Source organism: Phaeospirillum tilakii (genome assembly GCF_042683125.1).
Classification (GTDB): domain Bacteria; phylum Pseudomonadota; class Alphaproteobacteria; order Rhodospirillales; family Magnetospirillaceae; genus Phaeospirillum; species Phaeospirillum tilakii.
Genome location: NZ_JBHUIY010000059.1, coordinates 1 through 12,643, shown reverse-complemented (window position 1 = coordinate 12,643; position 12,643 = coordinate 1). Strand labels below are relative to the sequence as shown.

Below are 12,643 nucleotides of genomic sequence, written 5' to 3'. Positions count from 1 at the left end.
CCGCCCCGCCGTCGCCGCGCCGCGCGCGGCGGTGCTGCTGGCGCTGGCGGCGCTGTTGCTGGCGACCCCGGCCGCCGCCGCGCCGCCGGCCACCCCGGCGCTGCTGGCCGCGAGCAACCCGACCATCGTCATCGGGGTGATCGCCACCCTGAGCGGCCCCGGCGCGCTGAGCGGCCAGGACGAACTCGACGGGGTGCTGACGGCGGTGCGCCAACTCGGCAACCGCTTCGCCAACCAGGAAGTGCGGGTGGTGGCGGTCGATGACCACGGCTCGCCGGACACCGCGCTTCAGGTCACCCAGCGCCTGCTCGAACGCGAGAAGGTCGATTTCGTGATGACGGCGGTGTCGCCGGCCTCGCTGGCGGCGATCCGGCGGCCGCTGACCGAGGCCCGGCTGTTCGTGCTCAACCTCGACACCGCCCCGCAGACCCTGGCCGGGGCGGAATGCCATCCGGCCTGGTTCGACCTTTCCACCCCGGCCGAGGCGATCAACAACGCGATCGGCGCGGTGCTGGCGGCGGAAAAGATGCGGCGGGTGGTGGTGGTCGCCCCCGACACGCCGCAGACCGAGTTGGCGGTGGCCCAGATCCGCCGCACCTGGTCGGGCGAGGTGCTGAAGGTGCTGCGCCCGCGCCATGGCGCCGCCACCTTCCGCGACGAGATCGCCACCCTGCGCCGGCTGGCGCCGGACGCGGTGGTCACCCTGCTGAGCGGCGGGATGAATCTGGCCTTCGTGCGTGACTATGCCGCCGCCGGACTGAAGACGGAAATGCCGCTGCTCGGCCCGGGCGGCTCGTTCGAACGGCCGCTGCTGGCGGCGATGGACGAGGCCGCGCTCGACGCGATGTCGGTGTCGCCGTGGAGCCCCGATTACGACAGCCCGCTCAACCGCCGCCTGATCGCCGATTTCGAAAGCGAATACGCCCGCCCGGTCACCACCTGGGTGGCCCAGGGCTATGACGCCGCGCTGCTGGTCGATTCGGCGATGCGCGCCACCAACGGCCGCACCGGCGACCGCGAGGCGGTGCGCAACGCGCTGCGGCGGGCCGATTTCACCTCGGTGCGCGGCACCTTCCGCTTTGATTCCGACCAGTCGCCGGTGCTGGGCCTGACCCTGCGGCGGGTGGTGCGCGACCCGCGCGGCCGCCTGACCCTGGAACAGCGCGGCCCGGCGCTGCGGGAATGGCATTCGAGCCACATCGCCGAATGCCCGATGCGCTGGACCCAGGACAGCATCGGCCCGCGTCCGCCCCGGACCCAGCCGGCACCGACGCTGACCCCGGCCCCCGCTCCAACCCCCGCCCCCGCTCCGCCCCCGGCACCGCTGCCGCCGAGCGAACCGGGCGACGAGGACGCCCCCGGCGGGGAATGAGCGTTGGGCACCCGCCCCCTCCCCTATGTTTTCAAAAAAAGGGGAAGGTCTGGAGGCGCCAGCCTCCAGGCGGGGTGCGGGGCGGCAGCCCCGCAGGGGGCGGTAAGCTACCCCTGCCGCCGCATCTCGGCGAGGTAGGGCAGCGCCATCACCAGCACCATCGCCGTCCAGGCGTCCATCTCGTGGTTGATCCACAGCGCCCGCAGCAGGAACGGGATCTGTTCGGCGAAGCTCGGATGGGCGGCGATGAAATCGGCGCCGCGCGCCAGCGCCACCGCCTCGGACAGCGGCCCGGCCAGCGCGGCGAGGCCAAGGCCGAGCGCCATCGTCCGCGCCCCGCTCATCCCGCCCGCCGAACCGCCGGCGAAGATCCGCCCGACCGCGAAGGCCTCGACCCAGCCCAGCCCGAGCGTGAACCGCCGCGCCAGCGCGTAGGCGGTCAGGCCGAGGCACGGCACCAGGAATTCCAGGCAGGGAATGTCGCGGTAACGGCCGTCGATCAGCAGCAACGCCGAGGCGGTGATCGCGGCGACGCCGTACAGGGTGCAGAGCCGCTCGCCCCAGCGGTCGGCCGGCGGCGGCGCCTCGGCCGCCAGGGCCAGCACGGCGGCGCGGGCCAGCACCAGGGCGAACCCCACCTGCACCCCGATCCGCACCAGCGCCCAGCATTGGTCGGTGAGGTCGAACGCCAGTGCCTGGGCGTTGACCGCCTGCCACACCGCCAGACCGCCCAGGATCTGGGTCAGCAGCGCCACCGTCAGACCGGCGCCGAGGCGATAGCGGGCGCGGGCCCGCAGCAGGGCGGCGAGGCCGAGCAGGCTGCCGAATCCGGCGGCGGCGGCGGCGTGGGTCGGCCAGAACGGGCTGGGCTCGACCGGGCCGGACATGCGGAACTTGACCCGGCGGTCGATGTCCTCGACCCCCCATTTGGCGCCGACGGTGCCTTCGAGCTGGGCCTTCCACGGCTGGTCGAACGCCTCGACCACGTTGTAATCGAAGCCGTTCTCCTTCGACACCCGGGCCAGGGTGCGGACGAAGGCGGCGCCATTCTCGATGTTGGCCACCGCCGGACCGCGCGAGCGGCCCCGGGTCGGCCAGCCGGCCTCGCCGATCAGGATCGGCTTGCCGGGAAAGGCGGCGGCGACGCGGCGGTAGATCTCGACGATGTGTTTGGCGCTGTCCTCGACCGCGATCGGCTCATCCTCCCAATAGGGCAGGATGTGAATGGTGATGAAATCGACCTCGTCGGCCAGTTGCGGGTTCTTCAGCCAGAACGCCCACACGTCGGCGTAGGACACCGGCTGGCGGACCCGGCTTTTCACGCTGCGGATCGCCAGGATCAGCTCGTCCACCGGCAGATCCTGGCGCAGCAGCACCTCGTTGCCGACGATCACCCGCTTGATGACGTCGGGATAGGTATTGGCGGCGGCGACCAGCGCCTCGATCTCGCGCCGGTTGACCTCGGGCCGCTGGCCCAGCCAGGCGGAATGGGTCACCTCGATCCCGAGGCGGCGGGCTTCCTCCGGCACCACCTCCATCCCCTCCAGGCTGGTGTAGGTGCGCACCCCCTTGGCCACCCCCACCAGCTTGCCGAGGTCGGCCGCCACCTGGGCCGGGGTGGGATAATCGTGGGTCAGCGGGCTCTGGCCGCGCTGGAACGGCGCGAACGACACCGAGGGGAACGGCTCGTCGAACGACAGGCCGAGCGGCACCGGCCGGTTGGCCCAGCCCCACAGGGCGACCTGGAGCGCGGCCAGGACGGCGACGACGAGTACGGCGAGAAGACGGTTCATCAGGCGGGTCCGCGACGGAGGGAACAGGATCCCCTGTCTAGGCGGCGGGGGCGGCGACGTCAATCACCGCCGCCCCGCTGCGGCGGTTCTGGGGTGATGTGGGCTCCGCCCACCCCCGCCAAGGGCCGCAAGGCCCTTGGATCCCATCGGTGGTCGGGCGCGGACCGGCCTTTCAGCTTGGGCGCGGGGATTTGCCGCGCGAAGGGCAAGGAACGGGTTCCAAGGGCCTTGCGGCCCTTGGCGGGTGCGGGCAGAGCCCGCAAAAGGAAGAGGGCCAGGGCCTCGGTTTGGGCGAAAGCCCAAGAGCTATGGCCCCTCCGGGGTGATGATCCCGGTCGAGACCACCATCTTCAACGCGTCCTCGACGCTGATCGCCAGCGGCCGCAACTCCCGCCGCGCCACGAACAGCAGGAAGCCCGAGGTCGGATTGGGGGTGGTGGGGACGAAGATGCTGACCATCTCCTCCTCGAACCCTTCCCGCACCTCGCGGCAGGGGGTGCCGGTGATGAAGGCCACCGTCCACAGCCCGGGGCGGGGATATTCGACCAGCGCTACCTCGCGGAAGGCGTTGGCCTTCTGCGCCAGCACGGTATGGACCACCTGCTTGATCGCGGCATAAAGGCTGCGCACCACCGGCATGCGGGCCAGCAGCGCCTCGGAGGTGGCCACCAGCAGCCGGCCGGCGAGGTTGGCGGTCAGCGCGCCCACCAGGGTCACCGCCACCGCCGCCAGCACCACCCCGATCCCCGGCAGGTAATGCGACACCGGCCCCCACGAGGCGGGGAACAGCGCCGACACCGCGGTATCGACGAAGCCGACCAGCGCCCAGACGATGTAGACCGTCAGCGAGATCGGCGCCGCCACCAGCAGGCCGGCGAGGAAATTGGCCCGCAGCCGCGCCACCATCCCGGCGGAGCGGCCCTCGCCCGGGGGCGGGGCGGCGCTCATGCCCCCTCCTCCGGCGCGGCGCCGAGCCGGCCGAGCAGCGGCGCCAGCAGCGCCCGCAGCAACGGCCGTTCCCCCACCACGATCGATACCGACACCGCCTGATCCGGCAGCAGGGCGGCCGGCTCGGCCCCCGCCGGCAGCACCACCCGGGCCTGCCGCTCGGGCCGGCCCGAGCCCTCGCCCGCCGCCGGCTCGGCCACCCAGTCGACCCGTCCGGCCTGGGTCGGGACGCCAGCACCGCCGACCCAGGCGGGCTGGCCGGGATGGACCCGGCCGCCCTCGGCCAGCGGCAGGCGGATCTCGATTTCGCGCGCCGCCGCCGGTGGCAGCAGTTCGGCCACCGTGTCGCCCGGGGCCAGCGCGGCGCCGGCCGGATGGGCGGCCAGCCCGCGCACCAGCCCGGCGGCGGGGGCGCGCACCTCCAGCCGCTGGCCGCGCCGTTCGAACAAAGCCACCGCCTCGCGGGCGCGGGCGGCCTCGTCGAGGGTCAGCGCCAGTTCGTCCATCGCCTGCTTGCGCGCCCCGGAGCGCGCCGCCTCCAGCCGCTCCCCGGCGGCGGTCAGGGCGTCGCGGGCGGCCTGGGCCTCGGTCTGGACCCGGCCGCGCAGCGCCTCCAGCTGGGCGACGTCGCGCTCGGCCTGGGCGACCCGGGCCCGCGACACCAGCAGGCGCTCGTGCTGCTGCTCGCGCTGGCGCAGGGTCTGACGCGCCGCTTCCAGCTCGGCGCGCAGGGTGGCGTCGTCGCGCTCGATCCGGCGCAGGACGGCGCGGGCCTGCTCGATCTCGGCGGCGGCGGCGGCCTCGGCCACCGCGTCGCGGCGGGCCTCGGGGCCGGGATTGGCCTCGGCGGGCGACAGCGGCTCGGTCGGGGCGGCGGTCAGGTCGGCCGGGCGGCCCTCGGCCAGCGCCTTCAGCCGCGCCGCCCGCGCCTCGACCGTCGCCAGATGGGCGCGGGCCTGGGCCAGCCCGGCGAGAGCCGGACCGGGATCGAGCCGCAGCAGCACCTGCTCGGCGGCCACCGTCTCGCCGTCATGGACCTCGACCCGGGCGATCAGGCCACCCTCGGCCACGGTCACCGCCACCGGGGCCGGCGGCGGCAGCACCCGCCCCGGCACCGTCACCCGCAGCGGCACCACCGCCAGCCCGGCCCAGATCCCGCCGCCGATCAGGGTGGCGGCGATCGCCAGCACGGTCAGCCGGGCCAGCCCGACCGGCCGGGCCTCGTCGATCAGGGCCGAGGCGCCGGGATCGGGATCGCGCCACAGCCCGCCCCCGCCCGCCGCCGCGCCCGGGGGGGACGGCGGCGGAGAGGGGGGCGCCGGGCGCGGCGCGGCGGGGGAAACGGTCGGCGGCAGGTCCTCCATCACGTCACCTTCGCAGCAAGCACGGAATCGATCGCGCCGGGCGGGCCAAGATAGCGCACCGCGCCGCGTTCGAGCAGCAGAACCCGGTCGGCCAGCCGCCAGTGCGACGGGCGGGTGCTGACCAGCACCAGGGTGGATTGGTCGCGGAACCGGCCGATCACCGCCGCCAGCGCCCGCTCCCCGGCCGGGTCGAGCCGCTCGGCGCCGAGATCGATCAGCAGGACCGGCGGCGCCTCCAGCAGGGCGGCGGCCAGGGCAAGGCGGAAGCCGAAACCGGGCGGCAGCGTCACCGTCTCCATCGCGGTGTCGAGCCGGCGCGGCAGGGCGGCGATCTCGTCCCATAGCCCGACCTGTTCGCAGGCGGCGCGCAGCACCGCCGGGCCGGCCTCGGGATCGGCCGCCGCCAGCGCCGCCCGCACCGTGCCGAAGCCGGGATGGCCGCCGGCGACGACCAGCCGCACGCGGGCGCGGACCTCGTCGGGGGCAAGCTGGGCCAGATCGAGCCCGTCATGGCGCACCGCGCCACTCTCGGCCGGCTGGCGCCCGGCGATCAGCCGCAGCAGGGTCGAACTGCCGGCGCGCGGCGGCCCGGCCACCACCAGCACTTCGCGCGGGGCGATCGACAACGAGAAATCCCTCAGCACCGGCGGCGCCCACGGCACGGCGCGGGCATCGACCCGGTCCAGATCGATCGGCGCCGGCACCGGCGGGCGGCCCGGCCGCGACGCGGGCGGCGGGAGCGGCGGCAACGGCGCCAGCCGGCGCAGGGCGGCGAAGGCCGGAGCCAGCGCCGGCAGGGCCGCCAGCAGCCGGCGCGGCGCGGCCAGGGCGATCCACACCAGCAGGGCGACGGCGACGGCGCGGGCGAGACCACCGCCCCCGGCCAGGATGCCGGCGGCGGCGGCGACCAGGGCGGCGGAAGCGATCAATCCCCCCAGCGGCTCGGGCAACACCGCCAGCGCGCCGAGACGGGGGCGCAGGCCGCGCCCGGGCAGGGTCAGCGGCGCCAGCACCAGCCCGGCCAGCAGCAGCAGGCCAAGCCCGGCCAGCGCCGGCAGCACGGCGGGGCCGCCGCCAGCGACGGCCAGCGCCGCCAGTGGCAGCGGCAGGGCGAGCAGCGCCGCCAGCGCGGCGCCGGGGCGGTCCACCAAGGAAGCGCCGAGGCGGTCGAGATCGTGCCGCCACGCCAGGGCGGCGGCGATGCGGCGGCGGGCGCCGTCGCGGCCGGTCCACGGCGCCGGCGGAGCCGCCGCCGCCTCGGCGGCCAGGGCATCGAGCCGGGCGCCGAGCCGGACCAGCAACGCCCCCCGCAGCGCCCGCGCCGCCAGCGCGGCGATTGCGGCGAGGCCGAGCCCGGACAGCAGCACCGCATCCGACACCTCGGCCAGGGCGGTCCCGGCGCCGGCCAGCGCCGCCGCCACCGCCACGACCGGGGCCAGATCGAGCGCGCCAAGCAGCAGGCTCAGCGCCAGCAGCGGCAGCCACAGCGGCCGCAGCCGCACCCGCCAGCCGGGCGGAACGGCGGCGGGATCGGCGGGACGGATCCGCCACACCGGACCGGACAGACGCAGCCGGCCGGGATCGGGCCGTTCGGCACCGTCGGGGCCAAGCGCGCGCGGCATCTCGCCGGGGACGGCCGGCGGCAGCACCAGCAGCGGCGGGCGGCCGGGCGACAGCGCCAGAGCGGGCGCCCCGCCGGGGGGCAGCGCCTCCAGCGGCTGGTCACGCCAGCGCTCGGCGCGGAGGACGAAGCCGAGCCGGGCCAGCCCCTCGCGCAACGCGGCGAAATCGAGCCGGCCGGTCGGCAGCAGCGCGGCGAGGCGGCGGCGGTCGCCCTGCCAGCCGAGCGCGTCCAGCAGCGGCGGCAGACAGGCGGCGAGGTCCTCGCCCCCCTCCCCTTCCCCTTCGTCCGGCGCCGCCTTCCGCCCGGCGCCGTCGCGTGCCGCGACCGGGGGCGCCGACGGCGGCGCGGTCAGGGCGGCGCCGAGCAGGCGCAGCGCCTGCCCGGCCAGCAGCAGGGCGGCGGCGAAGGCGACCGGATCGAGTCTGCCATCGGCGAGACGCGGCGCCCCCAGCCCGAGCAGGGCCAGCAGCGCCGCCCAGCCCAGCCCGGCCCGCAGCAGATCGGCCCGGGCGACGCGCAGGCCGAGCCGGGCCGGGGCGGCGGCGGCGGCGCGGGCGGCCGGACGCAGGGCCCGGGCCAGCGCCGGCCCCAGTCCCTGGGCCTCGAGCCCGACCGGATCGACCAGGGCGGCCCGCAGGATGCGATCGCGCCGGATCAGGGCGGCGGCCCGCTCGGCCCAGGCCGGGGCGAGGCGGCGGCGCGCCAGCGGCAAGGCGGCGACGCCGATCCCGAGCAGCAGCGCCAGGGCCAGCGCCAGCGCCGGGGCGATCGCGGCCAGCAGCAGGGGATAAAACGGCAGAAACAGCAGATCGATCAACGCCGGAACCCGGCCGACGGCACGGGCGATCACCGCGCGGGCGGCATCGAGGGCGGCGATCAGCGCCAGCGCCAGCCCGGCGCCGAACAGCGGCGCGGCCACCCCCACCCCGGCGGGGCCGGCGGCGAGGGCATCGCCGAGACCGAGCAGCGACAGCGGCAGGCCGAGGGCGAGCAGATGCCGCGTCAGCGAGGCCACCGCCAGTTCGACCCGCCCATCCCTGCCGTGGAACGCTGGATCCATTCCGCCCCGTCGCCGCTGTGTTCCCGGACCCGGCCTCGGACCCGGAACGTCAGTCTAGGCCGAGTGGGAGGATTTTAGGCCGAGAAAGTTGACAACCCGTCACCGCCCCCCGCCACGCCCCCATCCCGGCGGCGGCGCGGCGGGCTCTCGACAGGCGGCGGCGGCCGGGCGATGATGGTCCCGACCCGAGTGGAGCGGAGGGGGAAACGCCGATGGGAACGATGCGAACCGGCCTTGCGGCCCTGGCGCTGCTGCTGGCCCTGTCCGGCCCGGCGCGGGCGGAGGATCTGCGCGAACTGGTGGCGATGCCGGACGAGGTGCGCGACAGCCTGCTGATGAACATGCAGGACCATCTGGTCGCGCTCGACACCATCCTGTCCTACGCCGCCCAGGAACGCTTCACCGAGGCGGCCCGGGTCGCCGACCAGCGGCTGCGCTTCTTCACCAACAACGAGGGCGAGGAGGCGATCACCCGCTGGTTCCCGCCCGAGATGGCCGGCGCCCGCGACCAGCTCCGCACCGCCGCCGCCCGCTTCTCCCAGGCGGCCGAGCGGGCCAACCGCAGCCGCGACTATGCCAGCATGCGCGAGCTGTCCTGGGCGATCAGCGACATCACCACCGCCTGCACCGGCTGTCACGGCCACTACCGGGTGCGCTGACCGCGGCGGGGCGCGATCCAGCATTTTCTTGGCAAGCGGGCGGCGGCGCGGCACCATGCCTTCCCCCTTTGTCGATGGATCCCAAGCCCCGATGGACAAGCAAACCCGCCTGCTGCATGCCGGGCGCCACCCCGAACGCTATGACGGCGCCGTCAACGTGCCGGTGTTCCGCGCCTCGACCATCCTTCACCCCTCGGTCGCCGCGATGGAATCGAGCGGTCGCACCCCGTTCGAGGGGGTGCGCTACGGCCGGTTCGGCACCCCCACCACCTTCGCCCTTGAGGAGGCGGTGGCCGAACTGGAGGGCGGCAGCCACTGCATCGCCACCAGTTCCGGGCTGGCGGCGATCACCGGCACCCTGATGGCGCTGCTGGAGACCGGCGACCACCTGCTGATGACGGATTCGGCCTATGCGCCGACCCGGGGGTTCTGCGACAGGGTGCTGGCCCGGCTGGGGATCGAGACCACTTATTACGATCCCCGCCTCGGTGCCGGCATCGCCGCGCTGATCCGCCCCAACACCCGGCTGGTGTTCACCGAAAGCCCCGGCTCGCTGACCTTCGAGATGCAGGACCTGCCGGCGATCGCCCAGGCCGCCCACGCCGCCGGCGCGCTGGTGGCGATCGACAACACCTGGGGCGTGCTGCATTTCCAGCCGTTCGCCCACGGCGCCGACGTCTCGATCCAGGCCGCGACCAAATACATCGTCGGCCATGCCGACGCGATGCTCGGCACCATCACCACCGCCGACAAGGCGCTGTGGCACCGGATCAAAAGCTCGGTCGCCGCCTTCGGCGCCAGCCCCGGCACCGAGGAAATGTATCTCGGCCTGCGCGGCCTGCGCAGCCTGCCGGTGCGGCTGGCCCAGCATTTCGCCACCGCGCGGGAGCTGACCCACTGGCTGGAAAGCCGGCCGGAGGTGGCCCGGGTGCTCTACCCGCCGCTGCCGTCCGATCCGGGCCACGATTTGTGGAAGCGCGATTTCACCGGCGGCTGTGGGCTGTTCGGGGTGATCCTGCGGCCGGCGTCGAAGGCGGCGGTCGATGCGATGCTCGACGGCTTCCGCCATTTCAAGCTGGGCTATTCCTGGGGCGGGTTCGAAAGTCTGGTGATCCCCACCGGCGGCGGCTCGATCCACCGCACCGCCACCGAATGGGCGCCGGAAGGGCCGTCACTGCGCTTCCATGCCGGGCTGGAGACGGCGGCCGACCTCAAGGCGGATCTGGAGGAGGGGTTCGGGCGGTTGGCGGCGGTCGGCGGGTGATCCCCCTCCGGGGGGCCGAGAGGCGCTGCCTCTCGGCGCTCTCCGCGCCGGGCCGAGAGGCGCTGCGAACCCTTTTCTTGCCCTTCACACGGCAAACATCCGCGCCCGAGCTGAACGGCCTTTCCGCGCCCGACCATCAAGGGGTTCCAAGGGCCTTGCGGCCCTTGGCGGGTGCGGGCAGAGCCCGCGAGGGGGTCCGGGGCATCGCCCCGGGCGGGCTTGGGCGGCAGCCCAACAACGCGCCCCCGCGCGCAAAGGATGGACAGGGGACGGCGGCGGTGGCACGATCCCGGCCCCCCATTCCTCCCAGCGAAATCGACGCCATGAATCTGTTCCGTTATTTCCACGACGAGATCGTCGCCGCCCTGGTCCGCCTCAGTGAAACCGGGGTGCTGCCGCCCGGGCTCGATTTCAGCCGGGTCACCGCCGAGCCGCCGCGCGAGGCCGCGCATGGCGACGTCGCCACCAACGCGGCGATGGTGCTGGCCAAGCCGGCCGGGCGCAAGCCGCGCGAACTGGCCGAGGCGCTGGCCGCCGAGCTGACCAAACTGCCGGCGGTGGTCGCGGCCGAGGTGGCCGGGCCGGGCTTCCTCAACCTGCGTCTCGCCGACGATTTCTGGTACGACCGCCTGGCCGAGATCCTGGCCGAGGGCGTCGCCTATGGCGCGTCCACCCTCGGCGCCGGCGAGCGGATCAACGTCGAATACGTCTCGGCCAACCCGACCGGACCGATGCATGTCGGCCACGCCCGGGGCGCGGTGGTCGGCGATGCCCTGGCCGGGCTGCTGGCCAAGGTCGGCTACGCCGTCACCCGCGAATATTACATCAACGATGCCGGCGCCCAGGTCGAGGTGCTGGCCCGCTCGGCCCATCTGCGCTACCGCGAGGCGCTGGGCGAGAGCATCGGCGAGATCCCCGAGGGGCTGTATCCCGGCGAATATCTGAAGCCGGTCGGCGCCGCGCTGGCCGCCGAGCATGGCGACCGCTTCCGCGCCGCCCCCGAGGCCGAGTGGCTGCCGGTGTTCCGCGCGGCGGCGGTGACGGCGATGCTGGCGATGATCCGCGAGGATCTGGCCGCGCTGGGGGTGGCCCACGACGTATTCACCTCGGAAAAGGCGCTGGTCGAGGCCGGCAAGGTGGCGGCGGCGGAAAGCTTCCTGGCCGGGCGCGATCTGGTCTATCAGGGGGTGCTGGAGCCGCCGAAGGGCAAGCTGCCCGACGATTGGGAGCCCCGGCCGCAGACCCTGTTCCGCGCCAGCCAGTTCGGCGACGATGTTGACCGGCCGCTCAAGAAGTCGGACGGGTCGTGGACCTATTTCGCCACCGACATCGCCTATCATCTCGACAAGTTCCAGCGCGGCTTCGGCCGGATGATCGACGTGTGGGGCGCCGACCATGGCGGCTACGTCAAGCGGATGAACGCGGCGGTGACGGCGATGACCGGGGCCGAGGGCGGGCTCGACGTCAAACTGTGCCAGATGGTCAACCTGCTGAAGGGCGGCGAGCCCTACAAGATGAGCAAGCGCGCCGGCACCTTCGTCACCCTGCGCGATCTGGTCGATGCGGTCGGCAAGGACGTGGTCCGCTTCATCATGCTGACCCGCAAGAACGACGCCCATCTCGATTTCGACCTCGACAAGGTGCTGGAAGAGAGCCGCGAAAATCCGGTGTACTACGTACAATACGCCCATGCCCGCTGCCGTTCGGTGATGCGTCATGCCAGCGAATTGTGGCCGGAGGTCGCGGTCGATGACTTGCGGCCGGCGCCCGAATTGCTGCGGCGCTTGACCGATCCGGCCGAGCTTGGTTTGATCAGACTGCTGGCAGGGTGGCCCCGGCTGGTCGAAAGCGCCGCCGAGGCGCACGAACCGCACCGGATCGCGTTCTACCTGACCGATCTGGCCGCCGCCTTCCACGGCCTGTGGACCAAGGGCAGGGACAATGCCCGGCTGCGCTTCCTGCTTGAGGATGACCGCGCGGTGTCCGAGGCCCGGCTGGCGCTGTTGCGGGCGGTGACGCTGGTGATCGCCTCCGGCCTTGGCATCATCGGCGTCACGCCGTTGGAGGAAATGCGCTGAGATGACCCCGCGCCCGGGCGACGATTTCGACCGCGACATCCTGGATATCATCCCGGAACGCTACGATGCCGACGCGGACTCGCACGAGGCCCGCGCCGGTCAGCGTCTGCGCAACGTGGTCACCATCGTCGCCGCCGTGGTGGCGGTCGGTTCGCTCGCCGCGGTCGGGCTGCATTTCCTGGGGGCCAAGCGCGGCGGCGGCGACGGCGTGCCGGTGATCAAGGCCGACGACCGCCCGTTCAAGACCAAGCCCGACGATCGCGGCGGCATCCAGGTGCCCAACCAGGACAAGCTGGTCTATGACCGGGTCGAGGGGGAATCCTCGGCCCCGGTCGAGCGGCTGCTGCCGCCGGCCGAAACGCCGAAGGCGCCGCCCCGCCCCGCCCCGGCCGAAACCCTGATCCTGCCGCCGGCCGCCGCCTCGGCCGGCAGCGGCGCCGCCCCGGCGGCGCCCGTGCCCGCCGCCGGCGACCCGACCCCG

At 74.2% G+C, this 12,643-nt stretch carries 8 protein-coding genes and 1 pseudogene; 5 read left to right on the top strand and 4 right to left on the bottom strand.

From position 1 onward, the window contains the following. A partial coding sequence (locus tag ACFSNB_RS17695) for an ABC transporter substrate-binding protein (protein ID WP_377318998.1) occupies positions 1-1,372 on the top strand: 1,372 nt, incomplete at its 5' end. Positions 1,373-1,479: 107 nt separating this feature from the next. Here ACFSNB_RS17695 and ACFSNB_RS17690 read toward each other — a convergent pair. The 4 genes from ACFSNB_RS17690 to ACFSNB_RS17675 all read right to left on the bottom strand — a co-directional run bounded on the left by ACFSNB_RS17690 (position 1,480) and on the right by ACFSNB_RS17675 (position 8,161). Beyond that, entirely contained in the window at positions 1,480-3,165 is a 1,686-nt protein-coding gene (locus ACFSNB_RS17690; protein ID WP_377318996.1) for a glycoside hydrolase family 17 protein, read from the bottom strand. 306 nt (positions 3,166-3,471) lie between these two features. Then, on the bottom strand, positions 3,472-4,113 hold the full coding sequence (locus tag ACFSNB_RS17685; protein WP_377318994.1) for a DUF502 domain-containing protein: 642 nt from the start codon (positions 4,111-4,113) through the stop codon (positions 3,472-3,474). Continuing rightward, on the bottom strand, positions 4,110-5,477 hold the full coding sequence (locus ACFSNB_RS17680; RefSeq protein ID WP_377318992.1) for an HlyD family efflux transporter periplasmic adaptor subunit: 1,368 nt from the start codon (positions 5,475-5,477) through the stop codon (positions 4,110-4,112). The genes ACFSNB_RS17685 and ACFSNB_RS17680 overlap by 4 nt, the downstream gene beginning before the upstream one ends. Then, positions 5,477-8,161 carry an ATP-binding cassette domain-containing protein gene (locus tag ACFSNB_RS17675; protein WP_377318990.1) on the bottom strand — a complete coding sequence of 895 codons (2,685 nt, stop codon included), beginning with the start codon at positions 8,159-8,161 and terminating at the stop codon, positions 5,477-5,479. The genes ACFSNB_RS17680 and ACFSNB_RS17675 overlap by 1 nt, the downstream gene beginning before the upstream one ends. A gap of 212 nt (positions 8,162-8,373) precedes the next feature. Here ACFSNB_RS17675 and ACFSNB_RS17670 point away from each other — a divergent pair, with 212 nt between their 5' ends. The 4 genes and pseudogenes from ACFSNB_RS17670 to ACFSNB_RS17655 all read left to right on the top strand — a co-directional run. Beyond that, positions 8,374-8,820 (top strand): hypothetical protein, encoded by a 447-nt coding sequence (locus ACFSNB_RS17670; protein ID WP_377318988.1) that lies wholly within the window; start codon positions 8,374-8,376, stop codon positions 8,818-8,820. A gap of 91 nt (positions 8,821-8,911) precedes the next feature. Beyond that, positions 8,912-10,084: a cystathionine beta-lyase gene (gene metC, locus ACFSNB_RS17665; protein ID WP_377318986.1), complete on the top strand. Its 1,173-nt coding sequence runs from the start codon at positions 8,912-8,914 to the stop codon at positions 10,082-10,084. A gap of 323 nt (positions 10,085-10,407) precedes the next feature. Then, positions 10,408-12,162 carry an arginine--tRNA ligase gene (gene argS / locus ACFSNB_RS17660; RefSeq protein ID WP_377318984.1) on the top strand — a complete coding sequence of 585 codons (1,755 nt, stop codon included), beginning with the start codon at positions 10,408-10,410 and terminating at the stop codon, positions 12,160-12,162. A 1-nt stretch (position 12,163) separates the two neighbouring features. Continuing rightward, positions 12,164-12,643, top strand: a pseudogene (locus ACFSNB_RS17655) (SPOR domain-containing protein); the annotation flags it as partial.

Coding starts and splice junctions, on each gene's coding strand:
- ACFSNB_RS17685 (WP_377318994.1), bottom strand. CDS start 4,113: ATGAGCGCCGCCCCGCCCCCGGGCGAGGGCCGCTCCGCCGGGATGGTG.
- metC (WP_377318986.1), top strand. CDS start 8,912: ATGGACAAGCAAACCCGCCTGCTGCATGCCGGGCGCCACCCCGAACGC.
- argS (WP_377318984.1), top strand. CDS start 10,408: ATGAATCTGTTCCGTTATTTCCACGACGAGATCGTCGCCGCCCTGGTC.
- ACFSNB_RS17680 (WP_377318992.1), bottom strand. CDS start 5,477: ATGGAGGACCTGCCGCCGACCGTTTCCCCCGCCGCGCCGCGCCCGGCG.
- ACFSNB_RS17690 (WP_377318996.1), bottom strand. CDS start 3,165: ATGAACCGTCTTCTCGCCGTACTCGTCGTCGCCGTCCTGGCCGCGCTC.
- ACFSNB_RS17670 (WP_377318988.1), top strand. CDS start 8,374: ATGGGAACGATGCGAACCGGCCTTGCGGCCCTGGCGCTGCTGCTGGCC.
- ACFSNB_RS17675 (WP_377318990.1), bottom strand. CDS start 8,161: ATGGATCCAGCGTTCCACGGCAGGGATGGGCGGGTCGAACTGGCGGTG.